We start from the raw sequence: 21,239 nt of genomic DNA on the forward strand, positions 1-21,239 counted from the left end.
GACGGGGCTGTCAGCAGGTGCTCCAGCGCACCGTCGTGGTGATCGAGTCGTCGGGTCCGTGGACGGTCAGGGGGGCGGTGACAGAGGACGGGACGCCGCACCAGTGGCGGATCCGATGGGCGCGCAGAACGATCACATCCGTGCGTCCCTGCTTCAGGGTGCCGCTGGACGGGGTCACCGACAGCCCGGGCGCGGTTATCCGCCAGTCCAGGGAGGCTCCGGAGACGGTGAGGATCAGGCTGCCCTGGCCGAACTCGTCCAGCGTGACCACGGGGGGGATCCGCAGCCGTCCGGCGAGCTCGCCCTGGGCGACCTGGGGGGCGTCACCGGTCGCGGTGGCCTGGCTGGCGGAGGACTGCAGGGAACCGGCCGGTCTCTCGGTGCCGATGGCGGGCCCCAGGAGGTTCATCCCCGTCAGGGTGCCCGCCGCGCCCGCGACCACGATGATGACGATTTTTATGGTCGTGCTCCGGACCCGTTCCCCGGCCCACGCGAGTGCCTCCATGAACCGGACTCCAGGGCCGAACCGCACTCCTTCCGGCCCGTCGTCCACCCCGGCGTAGGCCCGGATCACGGGCACCTGAGTGTCATGGGCCCTGCGGGCGGCGGTCTTACCGGTGACCGCGGGGATGGCGGGGTTGGTGGCGGTCCCGTCGTCGGTGGCGAGGACCTCACGTGCCCATGCCTGGGACAGCGCGTCATAAAGAGGGGTGTCCTGCCCGGACACCGGCGGAGCGGACAGCGGGCCGGCCGGGCGGGCGGGTGGGGAGGGGGTGCGGTCCGGCAGCACGGGACGGTACGGGAGCGTGGAGCGGCCCGGACGTTCCGTGCGGTCTGGACGGTCCGGACGTTCCGCGTGGTCTGGACGGGCGGGGCGGCGCGTTGTGGAACGGTCCGGGCGGACGGGGAGATACGGGAGGGTGGAGCGGTCCGAACGGGGAGGCCGGCCGGCCCGTATGGCCCGGCCGGGCTGGGTCTCCTCCTGCGAGGTCGGACGCGGGCCGGGATCCGGCGGCCCGGCGGGCGCGGTGCCGGCTTCGGGGACGGGCGGTTCCACGGCGGGCGGGAGGGAGTCCAGGAGCCGCTTTCTCACCTCGGCGGTGAGAGGCGCGATCCGCGGATTGGAGATCATCTGCGGGACCGTGTAGCGGATGTTGATCGGCCGCGTGCACGCCGAGCACGTGATCATGTGGGACAGCAGGTCCGTGCGGGCGCTGTCGAACTCGGCGGGGGGAAGCGTCCGCTGTTCCTTCGTCTCGCCGTCCTCGCCGTCCTCGCCGGGCCCGCCGAGGCCGCCGGGGAACAGGGCGTCGACCAGTGGGGAGAGCTCCGGGCAGGTGTGCCGGCCGTGTTCGATGGCGTCCAGCCCGCTCACGAGCGTCTCGATCAGGTCCTGGGTGCGCGTCGCGAGCCTGCCGACCTCCTCCACCGGCATCGCCAGTATGTGGGAGAGATCCAGGGTGGCCAGCTCGTGGCGGTACATCAGCCTGAGCGTCTCGGTGCCCAGCGGGTCGACGATCGTCCAGACGCGTTCGATCAGCCGGGCGTCCGGCATGCCCGGCCCGGATTCCGGGACGTACTGCTCCCGGTAGCCGGGGGCGGCGCGACAGTCGCGCCGCAGTACGGCCAGCAACCGCCCCCGGGGCGTGAGGCCCTTGGCCGCCGGCTGGGCCTGGCAGGCCGCCAGCGCGGAGGCGACCGCCGCCGGCACCCGGTCAGGGGCGAGGTGGTAGGCGGCGTAGTCCATCAGGTGCGCGCCGTGCTCGCCCACCCAGGCCGTCCCCTGGCCGGGACCGAGCACGACACGCCCAGCTCCGGAGGAGCTGCTCATTGGTCGTTGTATCCGAACGGGTCGGGCTGGCCCTGGCCGGTGTCCGGCTGGAGCCGGCCGGTGTCAGGTTGGATCTGGCGGGTGTCCGGCTGGACCTGGCCGGTGCCGGGCTGGAGCTGGCGGGTGTCGGGCTGTAGCTGGTCGGTGTCAGGTCGGGTCTGGCGGGTGTCGGGCTGGACCTGGCTGCTGTCAGGCTCGACCTGGCTGGTGTCGGCCGGGGCGGGCGGCATGGCGGAGGGGTCGGTCACCACGAGTTCCAGGTTCCGCTCGGGCAGTCCGGTGAACTTGGTCCAGTTGCTGACCTCCCCGGGCGTCGGCTCCGCGTAGAGCCAGCGGATGAAGGCGGGCCACTGGCACGAGTCGCGGGGGATGGACGGGCTGCCGCTCTGGGGCGGATCCAGATTCTGAAGCTCGTCGGCCGAGTAGTTCCGGCATGGGGGAGTGCCAGGCGGGGCGATGTTGAGGTCCCATACGCCGTTCTCATCCGTGTAGCGCATGTTCTTGTCCAGCCCCAGGGCCTCCTGGGCCCGCCGCAGCAGCTCCGGGTCCTGGAAGATCGGCAGGGAGTCGCCGTTCTCGGTGATCTCCCCGTTCGGGGAGGACGGCTGGGCGGTCCGCAGCACGGTCCCGTCGGGAGTCTGGGGCAGGCTCTGGTCCGGCGGGGGAAGCTGCGTGTCCTGGTCCGGGGTGGGGAGCTGCGTGTCCGGGGAGGGCGGGGCCGGCTGGAGGGGGCCCGAAGGGGTGGGAGTCCCCGGACCGTGGGTGTGCCGGGGGCTCGAGGTCGCCGTCGGCCGGCTCGGCTCCGGGGTGTTCGGAGGCGTGGTGGTCGTGGTGGGCTTCGCCGTGTTCGGCGGGGGTGTGGGCTGGGCGGCGCTGGGGGACGCCTCCGGCCGGGGGGTCGCCGAAGGCGGTGCGGGCTTGGGAGTCGGCTCCTTCGGGCCGGTGTTGACATCATGCTTCTTCTCGGTCTGCTCCGCGGGCTTCTCGACCAGGCTGCCGCTCTCCGAGATGTCGCCGGCGATCTTCTTCGTCTGCGTCGGGGAGGGCACGGATTGGACCGGTCTCGCCGGAGGCGGTTGTGCCGCCGTGCGGCGGGGGGCCGGATCGGGCTGCGCCGCCGTACGGCGGTTGTCCGGGGCGGGTTGCGCCGCCGTCGAGCGGCGGGGCTCCGGGGCCGAGGACGCCTTCTTGGGCGGTGCCGACCCCGTGCTCCTGGGGTTTCCCGGCCGCTGCAGGGGGGCGGCGGCGCCGGCCAGGATCGCGGGGAGGTCGACGCAGCCCGCCGCGCCGCCGCCGACCGCGCGCCCGTCGGCGGTGGCGGTCAGGCAGACCAGGGGATCCTTGGACTTCTTCTTCGCGATCGTGCTGCCCTCGTCCGCGCCGGAGAGAGGGACGCCCTGATCGCTGCCGGAGGCCCCTCGGGACTTCCATGCCCGCTCGCCGTCGGCCAGGTGGTAGGTGCCCGCCGCCAGGCGCAGCACCTGCCCCTCGCCGGGATGGGAACGGGCGGCGATGACGGTTCCCAGCCCGGCGCCGGCCCCGAACACGCCTATTGCGATGCTTACAGTGATCACCGTCGCGCGTGAGGCCTTACGTGAGGGTGTCATCATGGATGTTCCTCTTCTTCCAGGGGGGTGTCAGTCGCCGTGGCTCTCCAGGACATCGCTCCACTCACCCAGCACGCGGACGGGCTCAGCGGAACCGGCGGGGGGGACATGGGCTACGTACATGCGTCCGTAGGTCGCGCTCACCGAATGGGTGAAGGACCTGTTCTCGGTGCGGACGGCGGCCGAACCCTTCAGGGTGACCTTCGCACCCACGCGCTGAGCCTTGCGCGCGTCGGTCGAGCGGGCGGCATACCAGACCAGTGCGCCCCCGTCACTGGTCCTCAGCGCGCGCACCGGGCCCTCCGGTAGATAGGAGAGCCTGAGGGTCCAGCCGGCCTCCTCCAACTGGGCGCGCTCCTGCTGCCAGAACGTCACGGTCTCGCTCGTCCACGGCCCGTCGGCGAACGCCGGGTCCAGCTCGGCGTTCTCCATGCTCGCCAGGTGGGCACGGGCGATCTGGCGCGGGGTCGCGAGCAGTCCGGGGGCGTTCTCGGGCAGGCTCGTGGCATAGCCGTCGGAGTCGGTTGCGATCTTGGGGAACCGGGCGGGAGTGGCTCGCGTGTCGGCCGCGGAGGCCACCAGCCGCCATCCGGCGGGGGTGGAGCTCATCACGTCGGTGATCCGGGCGACCCCCGGATCGTAGGAGACCGCTACGAACCAGTCGGGGCTGCCCTCGACATGGCGGGGAACCCACACCTGCGGGTTGGGCCATATCCCCGACGCCACCGACGTGCCCTCCAGCCGGGCGGTCTTGAAACTCGCCCGTGTCATCTCCAGCGCCAGCCCGTGTTCCAGTTTCCCCATCGCGCCGTGGTTCAGCGCGGCCTGAGCCGCTGACAGGCCTCGCTGGTAGTCGCCGTGGATGCGGTACACCTGCTTGACGGAGAGCTGGGACGCGCGGGCTCTGGCCGAGGGGCCGACGGAGGGAGGGACCGTGACCTTGACCCTCGCCCCGTCCGTGGAGGCCTCCTTCGCCTGGGAGGACGGTCCGGCCGTGCTCCTGCCGTCCGGCACGGAGGGGGCCGGCGTGGCTCCGACTTCGGGGGCCGGCGCGGAGGGGGCGGGTGTGCTCCTGCCCACGGGGGCCGGGACGGAGGGGGCGGGTGTGCTCCTGCCGTCCGGAAGGGAGGGGGTCGGTGTGCTCCTGCTCTCGGGGGCCGGGGCGGAGGGCGTCGGCGGCGGGGGGACCACCGCCTGCCAGCCGGTGTCGGAGGGCTGGGGGGTGGGATTCGCGACCAGGGCCTGAGGTTCGGAGTGGTCTCTCGTGGCGAGCCAGAGCCCGGCTCCGACGAAGATCGATAAAATCGCCCCGGACAGAATAAGCTTCCGCCAATCGAATGCGGCGAGCCGCTCGGGGTGCCAGTCCGGCGACTGATCCGATTCGCGCTCGGGGGAAGCGCCACCGCGGCCAGAGGGCCCAGCCTGCCTATCTGGGAAATCTGATGCACGCCATGACATAGGTCCAAATATTAGACTGACCGTGATCTATTGGGAAGGTAAAGGGGCTGAGTAATTGGCACTTATGGCTATTGGTTTATAAATAATACATAAGCCATGATAGGGCCTGTCCGAAATCAGACCCACGCCGACCTGTGGTTGCGGCGCTAACAGGCCATATCTGGACTTCTGTAGAAATTTCCATGCATCCTCTGCTCTCGACCGGTCTTCCGTCTTTCCTGTTGATCTGTTATTTCCCTGGGGCGGGGTTGATGTTCGCCCCATGTTGAGTTTCCGGTTCCCCGGCCGGGTGTCAAGAGGACAGATCGGGCGGGCGGAATCGTTTTCGCGGAGCGATTGCCGCGGGCGCTTGCCGAGGTCCGATATGAATGGCCTTCATGTATTCCTCCCCCTCGGTAGCGTGCCCGGGGCGGGTAATAGGGACACCGTCTTTCCGGGGGCGTGTGTGCTCGAACCCGGGTTTCGGACACCCCTTCCGCCTGATCCCGCACACGGGGCCGGATGGGCGCGGCGTAGTCTGGAAGACGGTGCCGAGCCACTGCGCGGCGCCCACTCCGCCCGGACGGCAGATCAATGGTGAACAGTGAGCCCACATGCGAGCTCCACCTCCGAATGGCCGGACAGGCCCATGACCTGATGCTGCGCCTGCACGGCGACCCGCCCACCGAAGACGATCTGGCGGGATGGATGCAGAAGGGGTCGGTGGTCCGGCTTGAGGTCTCCGAGCCGGGCAGCCACCAGAAGGCGCACGGCATGCTGGTGAACTTCAGCGGTGTCGTCTTCGCCTGGCTCGTCCCCTTCAGATCCGGCAGGGGCGTGAGTTTCTAACCCCTGGGGGAATCGGCCGGTGGGTGCCCGGGGCGGCTATCGGGCCGCGACGGACCCCTCCTGGGGTCTGCCCTCGTCGTCCAGGTCCACCTCGGCGATCACCTTGGGGACGCCGCGCAGGGCGGCCAGTGCGGCCACCGCGAGGAGGGCCAGCAGGACCGCGCCGGTCATCACGGTCATCTGCATGCTGTCCACGAACGTCTGCCGGGCGGTCTCGGTGACCGTCTCCGCCAGCCGCGCGGGCAGGGCGGCGGCGGTCTCCAGTGCCCCGCCGAGCGACTCCCGGATCTGGTCCGCCGCATCGGCGGGCACCTCGGCAGGGAGCCGCAGGTTGTTGCGGTAGGCGCCGTTCAGCACGCTCCCGAGTACGGCGATGCCCAGCGCTCCGCCCATCTCCTGGGCGGTCTCCGCGATCGCCGACGCCGCGCCCGCGCGCTCTCTGGGGACCGAGGCGAGGATGGTGTCGTTGGTGACGGCGAAGGTGAAGCCGGTGCCGATGGAGGCGACGATCATCGCGGCCACCATGTACCCGTAGCCCGTGGCCATGTCCACCTGGCCGTACATGACGAATCCGGCGGCGCTCAGCCCCAGCCCGAGGGCGACGACCCGCGCCCGGCCGAGGGCGGTGACCAGCGGGGCCGCCAGGGCCCCGCCCGCCGCCGCGCCCAGCCCGCCGGGCAGGCCGGCGAGTCCCGACATGAGAGGCGACCAGCCCAGGACGAGCTGGAAGTACTGGGCGAAGGCGAGTGACGCGGCGAGCATCGAGAAGATGCACACGACGTTGGCCCCGATCGCACCGGAGAAGGCGCGGTGGCCGAAGAGCCGGACGTCGATGAGGGGCTCCGCCAGCCGGGCCTGCCTCCGGGTGAACAGGACGAGCGAGACGAGGCCGGCGGCGGCGGCCACCCAGACGCCGGCCCCGGCGACGCCGTCGTGGGCCGCGGTCTTGAGGGCGTAGACGACGGCGACGACGCCGACGACGGAGAGCGGCACGCTCACCAGGTCGAGCCGCCCCGGCCGCGGGTTGCGCGACTCGGGCAGCACGACGGATCCGACGACGACGATCAGCACGGCGACCGGCACGTTGACGAGGAAGACGGAGCCCCACCAGAAGGAGTTGAGGAGCGCCCCGCCGACCACGGGACCGAGGGCGAAGCCCAGCGCGGAGACGCTGCTCCAGACGCCGACCGCGGTGGTCCGCTCCCTCGGGTCGGTGAAGACGTTTCTGATCATCGACAGGGTCGACGGCATGATGGTGGCGCCGGCGACGCCGAGCAGCGCCCGTGCCGCGATGAGCCACTCCGGAGTCGGCGCGTAGGCCGTCAGGGCGGAGGCGGCCCCGAAGGCCGTCATACCGATGAGCAGCAGCCGCTTGCGCCCGATCCGGTCACCGACATTGCCCATGGTGACCAGGAGCCCGGCCAGCGCGAAGCCGTACACGTCGACGATCCACAGGAACTGGGGGGCCGAGGGACGCATCTCCTCGACCAGTTTGGGCGCGGCCTGGTGCAGCACCGTGAGGTCGATGGCGAGCAGCAGCATGGCGAGGCAGGCGATCACCAGCGTGCCCCACTTGCGTGGTGAGGGAACAGTCATGCACGGAGCTTCGACCACCGCGTTGACGGGGCGCTGACCGAACGCTGACGGTGCGGCCGGTCCTAACCCGGTTGCAGCAGCGGCCGGTACTCGCCGGGGAGCCGGGCGATCGCGTCGTGATACTCCTTCTCCCCGACGGCTTCGCGCAGTACCGCGAACACGGCTCGCACGTCCTTGGTCGCGTCCCCTCGGGTGACCCCGGCGCGCTTGGCGACATCGTGCAGGAAGACGTCGGGCGACAGCGGCACCGCCCCGCCGCGGCTGCGGGCCCCGCCCCGTCGAAGGGCGGGCCGGAACTGCAGGGGCAGCAGCGGCAGCAGGTCGTCGGCCTGGCCCGCGGACAGGCGCAGGCCAAGCATGTCCAGCACCGCCTCTGTGGCGCGGTGCGCGTGGTCGCGATCGGTCGCGGCGAGTACCGCGACGCGGTCGAGGAACTCGTCGTAGAGGAGGCCGCCCGCGAACGGCGGCTCGTCCTCGGCCGGCGGAGGCGCCGCCGCCATCGCGGTGTCCATGAGCGGACAGAAGTCCTTGGGCAGCTCGGCGCGGAGGTCCTCGAACTCGTCGGGACCCACCGCCCTCCACAGCGCGGCGAGCACGCCGCGCGCCTGTTCCGCGGCGGTCCCGGCGTCGATCCCGGTGTGCTCCGCGACCCGCCGGACGAACTCGTCGACGTGGAACCTCTCGGGAGGGCCGTCAGGTTCGAGGCACGGACGCAGTCGCTCCGGAAGGCGTTCACCGAGAACCTCGGCCTCGCCGGGAGTCACGCGCCGTGCGAGCAGGCGGAGGGTCAGGCAGGCGACGCTCTCCGCCTCCTCGCCCGAGATGTCGGCGACCTGCTCGACGATCGTGATGAACTCCTGGTAGTCCATGGTGTCCTGCCTCGGCTGCGGGGCGGCTGTCGGAGAGGGCCGGCCGACGGTGGCGGCCGGTGTCACTGAATCCGGGGATCATGGGGTCCTGCGCCCGTACCGGCGTGGGCGGCGGGCCACCGCGAGGACCACCGTGACGGGATCGTCCACCGGCGCGCACGACCACCTCTCACACCGGGGTCGCGCGGCGCTCCATCCAGTTAACGCCTCCGCCCGAGGCGGGGGCAAGTGCGTCGGCACCGCCGCTGACCTGCCATCCCGCCGTCCTGTCCCCGGCGCCGCGTCCGCCGCGCTCCCGGAGCCGCCCGGTACGGCGGAGGCCCCGGCCCGGTCGCGAGTCGCGTCCGGTCCGGGGCCGCCAGATGCCGCCGATCGATCTCCCGTCCCACGGTCACCCGTGGTGCGGCGGATCCTCTAGCGGACGTGGCGCCTGCCGTACAGGCTCACGGTCAGGATCACGCCGACCGCCGCGAGACCGACCTGGATGAGCAGCTCGATCCAGTCGATGCCGCTGGTCGCGGCCACGCCCAGGGCACCCGCGATGGCGGTGCCGATGAGTGCGGCGACGATGCCGATCACGATGGTCAGCCAGATCGGAATGTTCTGCTTGCCCGGGACCACCAGACGGCCCAGGGCCCCGATGATGACTCCGATGACGATGGCGGTGATGATGCCGGTAACCGTCATGTTCACACTCCCTGTAGGTCGGCTGACGGACGAGTGCCCCGGGAAAGGGAGCTGACACGTAACAGATCGGTTGCGGCTCCGCTCCGGCGTCAGCCGAGCTTGCCGAAGAACTCGCGGATGTCGCCCACCAGCAGCTCAGGCTGCTCCAGGGAGAGGAAGTTGCCGCCGCGCTCGAACTCGGTCCAGTGGACGATGTCGCTGTCGCGCTCGGCGAAGCGGCGGATGGCGACGTCGGTGGAGAGCGCGACGGCCACCCCGGTGGGGACGGTTCCGCGCTCCTTGGGAGCCCACGCGCTCGGGTCGTGGGCCATCTCGTAGTAGAGGTTGGCCGAGGAGCCCGCGGTGCCGGTGAACCAGTAGACGCTGACGTTGGTCAGCAGGTGGTCGCGGCCCACGGCGTCCTCGGGCAGCTCGGCGGCCGCGTCGGTCCACTCCTTGAACTTCTCCGTGATCCAGGCGAGCTGCCCGACCGGTGAGTCGTGCAGGCCGTAGGCGAGGGTCTGCGGGCGGGTGGACTGGAGGACGTTGAAGCCCATCATGTCGTCACGGAAGTTCTGCAGCCGGGCCAGGCGCTCCTGCTCGCCCTCGGTCAGGCCGGCGAAGTCGGCCGGGTCCTCGGAGGGGAAGGTGACCAGGCCGTTGAGGTGGACGCCGATGACGTGGCCGGGTGCCTGGCGGCCCATCTCGATCCCGATCCAGGCGCCTCCGCCGCCGCCCTGCACGCCGTAGCGGTCGTAGCCGAGGCGGGCCATCAGCTCGACGAACGCACCGGCGATCTTGCCGGTGTTCCAGCCGGGGCCGCTGAGCGGGCCGGAGAAGCCGACACCCGGAGTCGAGGTGACGATCACGTGGAAGTCCTGCGACAGCGGTTCGATGACGTCGGCGAACTGCGTGAACGAGCCCGGCCAGTCGTGCATGAGCAGCAGCGGCGTGGCGTCGGGGTTGGCCGAGCGCACGTGCGCGAAGTGGATGTCCTGCCCGTCGATCTCGGTGATGAACTGCGGGAACTCGTTCAGGCGGGCCTCGGCCCCACGCCAGTCGTAGCCGTCGGCCCAGTAGTCGGCGAGTCCCTTCAGGTAGTCCACCGGCACACCCCGGCTCCAGCCGGCACCGGGGATCTCGCCGCTCCAGCGGGTGCGGGCGAGGCGCTCACGAAGGTCGTCGACGTCGGCCTGGGAGATCTCGATGCGGAAGGGGCGGATCTCGGTGCTCATGAATGTTCCCTTCGAAGCGGTCTGTGCTGACTTCAGTCTAGCAGAACGGAACGCTTCATTCCACAAAATTGGGGCTCACCCGAGCGGTGTGGCGTCCATGCACGCCTGCGGAAGGGAGGTCGTGAAGATGAAGCCGGGCGCGTGGGAGCGCACGTAGTCCGGGGCCGCGTCGGGCCCCGCGACGTATCCGCCGACCGTCCCGGGCGAACATTGTCGGAGTCGGGCTCGCCGGCGCCGGCGAACGCATGTGACCGGACAGCGTTGGAACAGGGCCCTGGCCGGGAGGGGCGATGATCTGCGAGACGATGCGGGCGTACGGATCCGCGGCACGGGGCCCGCCGCGCTTGTCCAGCGCGCCGGACGCGACGGTCAGCGCGAGCGCGGCGGCCGCCATGACCACGCCGCTCCCGCAGGGCAGGGCGTTCAGCGTTCCGCGGCGGGGGGCTCGGCCCGCAGGAGCTCGGTGAACAGCCTCTCCCACAGCGGGGTAACGGCCTCGGGGGCGTAGTCCCCCGCGGTCCGTACGGCCGCGGCGCCCATCCGCCGCCGCAGCTCCCGGTCGGCGATGAGGCGGCTGACGGCCGCCGCCAGCGCGTCGACGTCCCGGGGCGGCACGAGCAGCCCGTCGACCTCCTCGGTGATGACGTCGCGCGGACCGGTCGGGCAGTCGAAGGCGACGACCGGCAGCGCGTGGGACATCGCCTCGATCATCACCATCGGCAACCCCTCGAACCGGGAGCTGAGCACGTACAGCGAGGCCTGGGCCAGCTCCTCGTCCAGCCGGTCACTACGCCCCATCAGGGTGACGTTGTCGGCGAGACGGTGCTCCTTGATGAGCGCGCGCAGCTCGGCCTTCTTCGGGCCGGTGCCGTAGACGCGCAGCCGCCAGTCCGGATGGTGGCGCACGACCTGTCCGAACGCCGGGATGAGCAGGTCGAACCCCTTCTGGGCGACCAGGCGCCCGGCGGCGATCACGAGCCGGTTCTCCTGCCGCGACGGCGCGCGGTCGAGGGTGTGGACCGCGTTGGGGATCCGCACGACCGGGGTGCCGGGCAGCAGCGCCTGGTAGTCCTTGCGGTCGGTCGCGGTGAGCACCGCGACCGCGTCCAGGCGGCCGTAGTGGCGGGCGATCTCCCTGCGGACGCTTTCGGGGTGGGTGGTCAGGTTCATGTGCTCCTGCGCGATCCGCACCACGCTCCCGGGAGTACGGCGGGCGGAGATGAGGTTCAGCGCCGGGCGGGTGGTGACGAGGATGCCGTCCTCCAGCGCGGAGACGTAGTCGATGACGGCCCTCTCCACCCGCTCGGTGAAGTAGGACGCCGCGAACTCGCCGTAAGGAACGATCTTCCCGCGGACCCGCCGCCAGACCCTGCGGCCCAGCGAGTCGGCGCGCACGCCGCCGCGCTGGTCCGTCAGCGCGGTGACCTGGACGCGCGGGTCGATGCGGAACCGGGGGGTGTCGCGGCGCCGTACCGCGCTGACGATCTCGACGTCGTGCCCGGCGGCGGCCATCGCGTTGGCCTGGTTGACCACGGTGCGGATCGTGCCGCCCATCCCGTAGGCGTGCAGGAGCATGTAGCGGATCCTCATGATTGCGCCAGGTAACCCCAGGTGGCGGAGATCGGCCGCAGGATCTCGGGGATCTGCTCGGCCGCCGGGAGGTCGCGTCCTCGCTGCACGACCCCCGACTGGATCTTGTCCTTCCAGTCGCCGAGGCCTTTCTGGATCACCGCCTGCTCGCCGTAGGAGAGCATCCCGGGCTCCCAGGGGACGCCGAGGAAGTCGCAGACGCGCCGGGTCTCGGTCTCCGGGTCACCGGTCAGGTCCTCGTAGCGGACCGTCAGGCCGGTGAGGGCGCGGCGGGCCCGCTGCACGGCCTTCATGTAGCGCAGGGCGTCGGCGGCGGCCTCCTCCGCGTTCCGCCGGTCCGGGGCGGCCTCGTGCCAGGACCTCGCGACGGAGGCGGGGTGGCGCAGCAGGAAGACGAAGCGGGCGTCGGGCCAGCAGGTGGCGATGCGCTCGAAGGCGAAGGCGTTGGCCGGGGTCTTGTCCACGACGAACGACTTACCGCTGCGCACCAGCTCCCGGTGGAGCACCCGGTCCCACAGCAGGTGCTCCAGGTCGGCCCGGTTGTGGCCGAGGGCGTCCATCGCCTTCTCGGACAGCGAGGTGCCGAAGCCCACGGTCAACCGGCGCACGTGCAGCTCGTGCGGGGCGTGCAGCATCGAGTGGGCGTTGAGCACCGCCCGCAGCAGTGTGGAGCCGGACCTGACCGGAGAGAGGATGAAGATCGGCGCGGTCAGCAGCCGATCCGTCGCCGGGTCGGCCGGCGGCCGTACCGGATCCCGCTCCGCACCGGCAGGGGCCGCGGCGGGCGTGGACCCTGCTCTCCCTACCCGGTTGAGCTGGAACCCGGTGAACCTGACCAGGGCGTTGTTGACCGTACGCTGCCAGTTCATGCCGAGGGAGGTTACTCATCTTTCCTGGCAGTTCACTGTGTGTTCAAGTCAACACCCCTGCGAGGAGGCGGCTGGCACGCCCGCCCGCCGGCCACGACCCGCCCGCCGGCCGGCCACGACCCGCCCGCCCGCCAGCCACGGCCCGGCCGGCTGCCGGCGGCGGTTCCCGCGTGGTCCGGCTGCCATTCTCGTGTGGTCCGGCTACCAGCGGTTGCGGGCCTCCTCCGCCCAGCCGACCAGGCCGTCGAGGTCGACCCACGTGCCGTCGTCGGTCCGGGCCCGCCCGGAGAAATATCCGAAGCACTGGTGCGTCTCACTGCCCACCACACCGAGGTTGGTGCGCGCCACCTTCTCGTGGAAGGGGTGGAACTCCACCTCGACCCGTGAGCCGGTGATCCGCCACGGACGCAGCCAGTCCGTCCGGTCGTAGCTCCAGGCCAGCTCATCGCCGATCTTGTGCAGCCGCCCGTCCACGAACAGCGCGTTCTCCGTCATGCCGGTGCCGTCGGTCCACTTCCCGCCGAGCTGGATCGCCCTGCCGTGGCCGCTGCCCGCGGCCCAGTTCCAGGTGATCGAGTACGGCCACTTGCCGCGGCCGTGGTCGAGCACCGCGAACGAGTCCGTCTCGCTCACCGCGTACTCGCCGGACTCCAGCCGGATCCGCCCGCGCACCGGGCGTCCGACGTCCTTGACCGTGTACTGGAACCGGCGGGGCCCCCAGGGGACCACCACGCCGAGCGACTCGTGCCCCTCCGGCAGCGGCACGTCGAGATCCACCTCGACGCCGGGCGCGACGGCACGCAGCGAGGTGCCGTCGGGACGCTGGTCGATGTCGATCGTCACGCCGCCGCCGCGGACGGACGCCCTTCCGGCGCCGCTGCGCTCCGGCAGCACGGCACCGCGTGCCAGCGGCACCACGACGTCCTTGACGGTCTCCACGCCGGTGGCGCGGTCCAGCACGTAGACGCCGTGCAGCCCCGCGTAGTCCAGCGACGACGCCACGAGCCCGACCACGTGGCCCGGGGTGACGATCCCCCAGTATTCCCAGCGCTTGTCCCGCCCCCAGCCGCGCAGGTTCGCCCGGTGCAGCGGACGCCGCGTCCAGCCCACCGCCCCAGGATTGAGCCGCCCGTCCGGAAGGCAAAGGTCAACAGGGACGGTGATCTCCCCTTCGTGGGTCAACATAGCCAGAGGGTAGCGGCCCGAGATCGTCATGTCGTGGCGGGGCGTCCCCTCCGCCCGTACCGAGGCCGCCCCCATGTTGATCACGCCCAGATGGCGGCAGCTCCCGTCGGCGGCCGTCGAGGTGACCTGGACGCTGCCGGACGACCGGCCGGTGGAGATCGCGTAGCAGGAGACGCCGATCTCCGGGGTGTCCCCGACCGCCGCACCCGGCGAGGCCGTTTCGGCGCTTACCTAATACGCCATAAATCCCAATGCGCCATAAATCCTCCCATATATGATCATGGAGCCCTTCGTCCCCACGAGGCCCACGGGTCTCGTGAGGCGACAGTGATCGACAGAAGGAACGAACCCCATGAGAACTCGGAGCAAGATCGCAACTCTGGCGAGTGCGGCGCTGGTCTCCACCTGGCTGGTGGCCGGTGCTGCTCCGGCCAGTGCGGCCGGTCCCTGCGGCGGCGGCTACAGCCGCGTCGGCGTCTACGCCATCCCCGCCAGCGGTGCCAGGACGGGCACCCTGGAGGTCTACTACAACTCCCGTTCGGGCAAGAACTGCGCCCTCACCTACGGCTACGGTTCCTACGCCGGCCGGGTGAACCGCAAGGCGGTCGGGATCAGCCTCAGCGGAAGGTCGAAGTGGGCGGGTGCCGACAACGGAATGTTCGCGCACTACGCGGGTCCGGTGTACGTCTCGGCCCGGGGCAAGTGCATCGACCTCCGGGGGCAGGTCGCGACCGGGGTGCGGCATCTGAACGGGGTGCACTGCGGCTGAGTGAGCGGGCAGTCGCACGACGCCCGCGTTCGCCGGTGTGATGCGCCGGGAGATCGGCGCGTCGGCGGGTGAGGTGTCCGGTCGGCATGGAGTCGGCCACGGTCTTTCCGCAGTCAGTTGATCATGGTTTGGCCGCTTGTCCGCTGTCGGCCCCGCGCCCGTGGGATGGTCCGGCCCCGAGGCGGGCCATGGCCTCCTCGTCCTCGTCGGGCCCGCGCCCGCGGGATGGTTCCTGGACACCCCCGTCGTCGCCGAGCAGGTCGATCCTCCGGAGGCCGAGGCGCCTGCCGTCGCCTGGCGGCAGGTCGCCGCGTCCGGCCGGAGGTCGGCCCGGCATCGGGTGGCTCTGGAGGCCGGGGCCGATCGGCGGTGGTCGCGGGCTGGGCCCGGGAGGAGCAGGCCGGGAAGCGGGGGTGGAGCGGCGGCTCCGGCGTTCTCGGCTGCGCTCACGCCGGTTCGACCGGGACGGGGCCGGCCGAGATCCAGCATGCGCTGAACGGCATGGTGGAGATCCTGGGCGAAGCGGAGCCGGTCCACAAGACGAAGATCTACGCGGGATCGGGTCTCCCGCTCAGCTGTCACCCTGAAACCAGAAAGGTGCCAGCCAGCTCAAGAGCCGACCGGCACCTCATAGGTGAACCAAGTGTGTCCGAGGGGGGACTCGAACCGTTCGCCCATCTCCTGAGTAGCTTCGACGCTCCGTGGCTGGACCTCTCATGTCCGGAATAGGCGTGCAGGGAGGCGGTGCCCGCAGCCACCTCAACGAGATTGGGGCCTACTTCGCGGCACACGCCCATGCCGGGGAAGCCCAGCAACCGCCAGTTCAGGAGCTTCAGCAGACGCTCTCAACTGCGCCCAGGACTGCGGTGGTAAGGGGGCAGGAACTCGATGATCGCAACACCGAACCCCTTCCCGCATCCCAGCAACCTGATCAACCCGGAAGCCAGGCCGTGCGCAGCCCCTCGACACCAGAAATTGCCGGGGAGGTGGTTCCGGTCGAAGGGGCTTGGGTCGAGCGTACTCAGCGAGATCGGGCTGGGGACCGGGTCATCCTGGGTTTTGCGGTGGCTGTCCTGCTGGCGGTTGCCGGCGCGGCCGCCTACGTCTCGTACCACCACTTCTACGGTCTGGCGATCGCTCTGGGTGAGCGGCACGACATGGCCATTCTGTATCCGGCGATGTCCGACGGTGTGATCGTCATGGCGTCGCTGGTGATGGTCTACTGCTCGCGTCGTCGGCTACGTGTGCCGGTGCTGGCGTGGGTGGCGCTCGCCTTGGGCGGGGCGGTGACGCTGGCGGCGAACGTGGCGCACGGCTGGTCCGGCGGACTCGGGTCGCGCCTGGTCAGCGCTCTGGCACCGCTGGCCTTCGCGGGCGCGTACGAACTGCTCATGTGGATTGTCCGGAACACCCGGCAACCGTTCACCGAGACGCTGGCCAAGGACCACGTGTGCCAGCCCGTTGAGACTCTCGTCGAGGTGGAACGCGTCATGCCGGTGCTGCCCACCGACCGGTACGAGGCGGCGCGGCTCACCTATATCGAGAGCCTCAGTGAGGGCAATCAGCGGGTCGGCCGACGCCCGCTGATGAGCCGGTGGGGACTGGAACAGCGTGAGGCCGAGGAGATCATCGCCGAGGTGGAGAAGGAGCGGGCCCACGCCATCGTCGAGGTGGCCGATTCAGAGAGTGTCGTGTCGCCGCTGGGCGGCCCTCGTTCAACCGGCACGAGCGAGGCCTGAGGCGGCGTAATGAAGGACATCGGTAACGGGGTGGTCAGGCCGTCCTCCAGTCGTCCAGCTCGGTCATCGGGCGGCCTCTCATCTTGAAACGATCAAGGTTCTGGGTCGCGATAAGGCATTTATCGCGACCCAGGATTGACGCCAAGATCAGTTTGGATTCCGCGGAGCATGGGCGCGTGCCGCTGAACTCCGCTTGCGACTAGAGGATTCGTACGTCCGAAGCAACGGCAATCATTCGTGTGGATACGTCACCGACAAGCTAGAGATCCTCCTCCTCAATGGAGGAGGTGACGCCAGGTAGCAGTTCCGCTTTAGACAAAAGCGATCTGGTATGTGAGGTGGTGGGGCGCCAGGGATCGAATCCTGAACCTACGGATTAAAAGTTAGTTCGATTGATATCGCTCAGTGTCGCGGGATGACGTTTTCTATCGCTGTGTCCGAGATCATCCCTGTCATTGTGCCAGGAAGTGACGATGGATGCTGCCCCATATCGCGTACACGCGAGCAACCACCGAGCAACCAGGCGTTCTTGACCATCGATATTATGTGCCATTCATCCCTTCTTAGCGCGGCCGTAAAGAGTGGCTGTTTGGTGACGATCAACGTGTGCGAGCAGCCGTGGAGCAGCTTAGCGACCCGCGCAGTCGTGGAACGTTTTCATCGGCACATTTGTGGCGCTTCTCGACTGTAGTTCGGCGTCAGATTTAAGTGGCGTGAGCCCCGGCTACGAGTGTTTGCTCACCTACGCCGGTTCAAGCGGTATGTCGCTAGGCAGGTTCCAGGTAGTTTCGTTTGATCTGTCTCCGCCAACGTGCAGGGTGCGCACGTTGGCGTCAAGCAGTCGAATACTGGTTCCGTCAAAGAGATATGACGCCGAGTAGCTGCGAGAGAATGGCTCCCCATCGGGGGGCCGTTGATATTCGGACGCGGTAGTTTCCTTCTCCGCCAGAACTGTCCACAGCAGGCACTGCCCGCTTGCGGTGAGCGCCGCGCTAAGTGCTTCGGTGGTGACATGGACGGTGTCGGGGCCCACTTCGCGGGCCGCGAAGCTCTCCACCACCAACGTGCCTGCTCTTCCCCACTGGAAGTCGCCGATACGCTCTAGGCCCAATACTGAGCAGAACGCCGTCGAGGGCAGAAATGTGTAGAGGTGTTTGCTTGCCGACTGGTCCCAGTCGTTGACGCCGCCGTATCGGGTAGTCGCGACAATGAGGGCCCCCGGCAAGGATGTTTCCCCGTAGCGGGTACCATTTCGATTATCCAGGTCAGGCCAGCCCGGCTTGTACGGGTGATCGGCGAGTAGCAGACCGGACGGGCTCCCTGACTCGGGCATCCATCGGCCATAGAAGTCTTTGCCTTCGGCCCATTGTGCCCATGCGTCGGTGTCCGCCGCGTCGATGAGGTACGAGCGGATTTGGGCCCAAATGGTGTGGTGAGGTGTGCCCGCAGCTGCATCGTCTGGGTTCTGTGGCTGCGACCACTGATAATGGCCCTCCAGCACCTGCCAGGTTATGCCTGCCGCGTTCGTGGAGATAAGGAGACGGTCGACCGGCGGGCTGTGCTCGTCGTTGCTCGCCCACTCGGGATCGAGGTGGTCAGGGAAGGTTGCGTTGACGGGTGCGTACCAGGTGGCGGGTGTGTCCGCATAGACCCGATTTTCGGTTCGGCGTTGCAGCATCGTCGGATCGATGTCGTGACCGTAGATGTCGAGGGGCGTCTCGTAGCGGCTTCGCTGGTCGTCGCGACGGCTCGGATTGAGTTCATAGCGGTCGGTCATTCGTCCGACGAGTTGGTTGAAGGCTATCCAGAGGTACTTCTGTGCGTATCCATCATGCTTCTTGCCATCCGGCGAGGAGGCTCGCGGAAGGTTCCGGTCGATGATGCCGAAGCGCTCCGGTGTCCATCCGAGTTGAAGAGCCTGCTCGAACAGGATGGTGCCGAGGTAATCGGCATCGATCTCGTGATCGAGCTTGAAGCTATGGACCATGGAATCGACAACGTATTTGCGGAAATCGCTGAGGTCGGACATCACGGGATGGCGGATAGGGCTATACCTGTAGTTCGGTGGCCCGGCCAGTTCTTCGATCTCGGCCTGCGACCGTTGCGGCGCGATCCAGTCCGAGGCGTACGGCGGGTGGAAGCGCGTGGCGAGGTCCTCAATACCAGGCTGCCAGCCGTGTTCCAATGCAGCGTCGATCGCGCGACGTGCATAGTCTCGGCTGAGGTAGTTCTGTGGCCAGTATCGGCGGTCAAGGGTGAAATTGAGTACCGCTTCGGCGATGCCGATGGCGATGCCTGGGCTCAAGGTACGTTGGGCGATGCCGCAGCCGGCCGCCAGCAATCGCTCCTCGATGTAGTCGTCGCTGCCGTTGCTAAAGCCTTGCAGAATCGAGTTGTAGACATGCGGCGCAGGCTCCAGCAGCGCGATGATTGCTTTTGTGGCGTCGTCTCGCGTAGGGCGGTGAGAGGATGACAACGTCCAGCAGAGAGCGAGTGCTGCGAGATAGCGGGTCTCGTCGTTGGCATCGGAGCTGGCCTCCGACCAAGCCCAATCAATCAAACTGGGGAGATGACCAGCGAACTCGTCCTGGCAGTCACAAAAGTATGACCAGGTTGTGTCCCGTTCAGGCAGGCTAAGCTCGGCAAGTTGACGATGCAGCCACTCGGCATTAAGCGGATGGCCCGGCACGGTGGCGACCTGCAGCATGGCGGTGTTGGCGTCATCGGTGAAGCCCGGGTTGCGTTGTAGCTCCACGACGATCTCCGCAGTGCGATCATTGACCGCTTCGAGCTTCCGCCAACCAAGGCTGAACAGAAAGTCGGTATGAGCATACGGATGGTACTCAGCGGTTGAGATCTGCAGTATGTCGACTAACTCGACGCCGAATACCTCGGGGAGGATCGCGGCTAGGGCCTGCATCACTCCCGCATTGGTGAACCATCGCTCGGCCAGCCGGCTCACTTCAGCCTTCGCCCCATCAAGACCTTCCGCCGTGATCAGCTTCGCCAAAGCAATGTCACCGAGCCGCTCGTATCCGAATCTGATGTACTCGGTGCCGTCGATTGAAAGGTTCGCTAGAACGGCCTCCTTCAGCAGGCCGTTGAGTAGACTCTGGCTCCATTTACGGTCCGGAAGTAGCGCTGACGTGATGCGGTCGACGTCCGCCCTGAGCAGCCTGCGTCCCTGAGCGTGCATGGCAGCGGTGATTTGCTCGACGGCGCGGCGGACGAGTGCGCTGGTGCGGTCATAGTCGCAGCGTTCTCCGGCAGAGAGCCGAATGTCCATCGCGTCGAGAAAGCTGTCGTAGATCCACGATGTTCCGATTCCTGTACGAGGGAAGCGGCGCTTTCCGCTGGTTATCAGCGCCGTGCAGAGGAGTTTAAGGAACAGCGGGTTGGTGAATTCGGGGTCCATCATCGGGAACGAGGGCCGCTCGATGCCATACCAGTCGAGGAACTGCCGAATTGCGTCGCGAGGAACCTCCTCGAATCCAGTGTGTTGAAACACAGGGAGCCGAGCCTGCAATATATCCGACAACGTGTCGGCGAGAAATTCGGTGCGACAGGAGAGGACGAGTCTGATGTGACGGTACTTGGCGACGTCGTTGAGGAAGCTGGACAAGTACCTGTTCCACAGCTGCCGGTCGGCTGGTTCGTTCAACCCGTCGATGACGATCAGGCCGATTTCGCCGATGGCCTGGCAGGCAGCGTCGAAGGTGGTCAGTAGCTGGCTTGCCGGGTTTTGAAATCCGATGATCCTACCCAGGTCGGCTTCGATGGGACCGTGTTCGAACTGCTCACCGAGCGCAATGATCGTTGGCAAGGCGTTCGCGGCACGCGTTTTGGCGAGGTCGCACAGCAGGTGAGTCTTCCCCGCGCCGCCCGTGCCGGTGACGAGGATCGCTGCTGCCTCGAAGCCGCGCCATGCACGACCGGCGCGCAGCTCGTTTAGCTCGGCAACCGCTGATCGAATCGCCGCGATCTGGCCGTAGAGGCTGCCCGCGTTGTCGGTGTAATAGCGATCCTTGAGGCAATGCTGCCGGAGCAGGTCCGAGACGCTCGCTGAGGGAGCCTCAATGGCCTCGATCGCTGGGGTGAAGTCGGGCAGCACCCCATGTGGTTGCCGGGCCTGCCTCGCGGCTTCGGTCACTAGCTCTTCGAGGCCATCGAGGCGCTCATTTAGCACCGCGATCGCGGGCTCGAACAAGTCTGGGCGTTCTCCGGGCACCGACAGGCCATAGATGCCCCGGGCCTTGCGGAGGGCAGCCAGTGCGTTCCGAATATCGTGTTCGAACGCAGGGGTGCGAGCCAGGCCGTCGAAGACGGCACTGATGGGTAGTTCCACGTTCAGCGCAGGGCTGTATCGGCCGCCTGCGTCGGCTTCGACCCGAGCCGCAATCTCGCGGAATCGATCTTCCGCGAAGACGTCCAGATCGAACCAGTAGCGCAATCGCCCCGCTTGCGACGGCTGGAGCAAGCACTCGTTAAGTTGGGTCTCGCCGATGTATTCGAACGTCACCGCCCTGCCTGCCGATGCGCCGGCCGCTTCCCATCTCCTGACGTGCTCTTTCCATTTCGTCCATGCGCTCTTCGTCTTGGCAGTATCACCACCGGGCCGGTTGTACGGCAGGAGCACGTAGTATCGCTCAAGAGTGGGTTCGGTCGTCAGGACACGGCGAATCGACTTGTCGACCTGCGCGAGAGCGTCGTCGTCAAGCGTGAACAGGTACTTCGCCTGCCAGCCCCAGACCGCGCCGCCAGGCAGTTCGCCTCGTCCTTCCCGTCCCCCATCGGGGTTGCCAAACGTGGTAAACGTCGTGCTCGACGGCCACGTGACCAGACCGCCGTAAATCATTAGCTGGTTACCGAGCTCCTCGAACCCGTCACGACGCGATCCCGACGGCGCTTTGCCGCGGATCTGATGCCAGTTGATCTCAGGGAGTTGAGTCACGGAGTCTCGCATTTCGGCGGCAGAAACAACGCTAGGCACGGTCCAA

15 protein-coding genes are annotated in these 21,239 nt (G+C 68.5%); 4 read left to right on the plus strand and 11 right to left on the minus strand.

The window, feature by feature from the left end; translation table 11 throughout:
* Positions 1 to 10 precede the first annotated feature (10 nt).
* From BM085_RS16525 to BM085_RS16535, 3 genes are read right to left on the minus strand one after another with little or no spacing between them, the layout of a single operon-like run.
* Positions 11 to 1,831, minus strand: coding sequence for a hypothetical protein (locus BM085_RS16525; protein WP_143120951.1), 1,821 nt, complete (start codon positions 1,829 to 1,831; stop codon positions 11 to 13).
* Positions 1,828 to 3,441, minus strand: coding sequence for a hypothetical protein (locus tag BM085_RS16530; protein ID WP_143120952.1), 1,614 nt, complete (start codon positions 3,439 to 3,441; stop codon positions 1,828 to 1,830). Before BM085_RS16530 ends, BM085_RS16525 begins: the two co-directional genes overlap by 4 nt.
* A 27-nt stretch (positions 3,442 to 3,468) precedes the next feature.
* Positions 3,469 to 4,311, minus strand: a complete 843-nt coding sequence (locus BM085_RS16535; protein ID WP_143120953.1) for a DUF8094 domain-containing protein — start codon at positions 4,309 to 4,311, stop codon at positions 3,469 to 3,471.
* Between the two features lie 61 nt (positions 4,312 to 4,372).
* On the opposite strand from BM085_RS16535, the gene BM085_RS16540 reads away from it, so the two are divergent.
* Positions 4,373 to 4,684, plus strand: coding sequence for a hypothetical protein (locus tag BM085_RS16540; protein WP_143120954.1), 312 nt, complete (start codon positions 4,373 to 4,375; stop codon positions 4,682 to 4,684).
* A gap of 785 nt (positions 4,685 to 5,469) precedes the next feature.
* On the plus strand, positions 5,470 to 5,724 hold the full coding sequence (locus tag BM085_RS16545; RefSeq protein ID WP_143120955.1) for a hypothetical protein: 255 nt from the start codon (positions 5,470 to 5,472) through the stop codon (positions 5,722 to 5,724).
* 36 nt (positions 5,725 to 5,760) lie between these two features.
* On the opposite strand, the gene BM085_RS16550 is transcribed toward BM085_RS16545, so the two are convergent.
* The 7 genes from BM085_RS16550 to BM085_RS16585 all read right to left on the minus strand — a co-directional run bounded on the left by BM085_RS16550 (position 5,761) and on the right by BM085_RS16585 (position 13,734).
* Positions 5,761 to 7,320, minus strand: coding sequence for an MFS transporter (locus BM085_RS16550; protein WP_093887853.1), 1,560 nt, complete (start codon positions 7,318 to 7,320; stop codon positions 5,761 to 5,763).
* A 62-nt stretch (positions 7,321 to 7,382) separates the two neighbouring features.
* Positions 7,383 to 8,189: a DUF2267 domain-containing protein gene (locus BM085_RS16555; protein WP_143120956.1), complete on the minus strand. Its 807-nt coding sequence runs from the start codon at positions 8,187 to 8,189 to the stop codon at positions 7,383 to 7,385.
* 414 nt (positions 8,190 to 8,603) lie between these two features.
* The gene (locus BM085_RS16560; RefSeq protein ID WP_093887855.1) at positions 8,604 to 8,876 is read right to left on the minus strand and encodes a GlsB/YeaQ/YmgE family stress response membrane protein; all 273 of its coding nucleotides are present in this window, start codon (positions 8,874 to 8,876) and stop codon (positions 8,604 to 8,606) included.
* An 89-nt stretch (positions 8,877 to 8,965) separates the two neighbouring features.
* A complete protein-coding gene (locus BM085_RS16565) occupies positions 8,966 to 10,090 on the minus strand; it encodes an epoxide hydrolase family protein (RefSeq protein WP_093887856.1) in 1,125 nt (374 codons plus the stop codon).
* Between the two features lie 423 nt (positions 10,091 to 10,513).
* Complete coding sequence (locus BM085_RS16575) at positions 10,514 to 11,680, minus strand: glycosyltransferase family 4 protein (protein WP_093887858.1); 1,167 nt, start codon at positions 11,678 to 11,680, stop codon at positions 10,514 to 10,516.
* Positions 11,677 to 12,549, minus strand: a complete 873-nt coding sequence (locus BM085_RS16580; RefSeq protein WP_093887859.1) for a sulfotransferase family protein — start codon at positions 12,547 to 12,549, stop codon at positions 11,677 to 11,679. Before BM085_RS16580 ends, BM085_RS16575 begins: the two co-directional genes overlap by 4 nt.
* 201 nt (positions 12,550 to 12,750) lie before the next feature.
* Positions 12,751 to 13,734, minus strand: coding sequence for a DUF2804 domain-containing protein (locus tag BM085_RS16585; protein ID WP_245789353.1), 984 nt, complete (start codon positions 13,732 to 13,734; stop codon positions 12,751 to 12,753).
* Positions 13,735 to 14,086: 352 nt separating this feature from the next.
* Here BM085_RS16585 and BM085_RS16590 point away from each other — a divergent pair, with 352 nt between their 5' ends.
* Positions 14,087 to 14,503, plus strand: coding sequence for a hypothetical protein (locus BM085_RS16590; protein WP_093887860.1), 417 nt, complete (start codon positions 14,087 to 14,089; stop codon positions 14,501 to 14,503).
* 1,064 nt (positions 14,504 to 15,567) lie between these two features.
* Entirely contained in the window at positions 15,568 to 16,242 is a 675-nt protein-coding gene (locus BM085_RS16595) for a DUF2637 domain-containing protein (RefSeq protein ID WP_177245128.1), read from the plus strand.
* A 742-nt stretch (positions 16,243 to 16,984) separates the two neighbouring features.
* Here the strand turns inward: BM085_RS16595 and BM085_RS16600 are convergent.
* Positions 16,985 to 21,232, minus strand: coding sequence for an NACHT domain-containing protein (locus BM085_RS16600; protein ID WP_143120957.1), 4,248 nt, complete (start codon positions 21,230 to 21,232; stop codon positions 16,985 to 16,987).
* Positions 21,233 to 21,239 lie beyond the last annotated feature (7 nt).

The organism is Streptosporangium canum (assembly GCF_900113865.1).
In the GTDB taxonomy this organism is placed as follows: domain Bacteria; phylum Actinomycetota; class Actinomycetes; order Streptosporangiales; family Streptosporangiaceae; genus Streptosporangium; species Streptosporangium canum.

Coding starts and splice junctions, on each gene's coding strand:
- BM085_RS16580 (WP_093887859.1), bottom strand. CDS start 12,549: ATGAACTGGCAGCGTACGGTCAACAACGCCCTGGTCAGGTTCACCGGG.
- BM085_RS16555 (WP_143120956.1), bottom strand. CDS start 8,189: ATGGACTACCAGGAGTTCATCACGATCGTCGAGCAGGTCGCCGACATC.
- BM085_RS16565 (WP_093887856.1), bottom strand. CDS start 10,090: ATGAGCACCGAGATCCGCCCCTTCCGCATCGAGATCTCCCAGGCCGAC.
- BM085_RS16530 (WP_143120952.1), bottom strand. CDS start 3,441: ATGATGACACCCTCACGTAAGGCCTCACGCGCGACGGTGATCACTGTA.
- BM085_RS16560 (WP_093887855.1), bottom strand. CDS start 8,876: ATGACGGTTACCGGCATCATCACCGCCATCGTCATCGGAGTCATCATC.
- BM085_RS16550 (WP_093887853.1), bottom strand. CDS start 7,320: ATGACTGTTCCCTCACCACGCAAGTGGGGCACGCTGGTGATCGCCTGC.
- BM085_RS16525 (WP_143120951.1), bottom strand. CDS start 1,831: ATGAGCAGCTCCTCCGGAGCTGGGCGTGTCGTGCTCGGTCCCGGCCAG.
- BM085_RS16590 (WP_093887860.1), top strand. CDS start 14,087: ATGAGAACTCGGAGCAAGATCGCAACTCTGGCGAGTGCGGCGCTGGTC.
- BM085_RS16575 (WP_093887858.1), bottom strand. CDS start 11,680: ATGAGGATCCGCTACATGCTCCTGCACGCCTACGGGATGGGCGGCACG.
- BM085_RS16545 (WP_143120955.1), top strand. CDS start 5,470: ATGGTGAACAGTGAGCCCACATGCGAGCTCCACCTCCGAATGGCCGGA.
- BM085_RS16585 (WP_245789353.1), bottom strand. CDS start 13,734: ATGTTGACCCACGAAGGGGAGATCACCGTCCCTGTTGACCTTTGCCTT.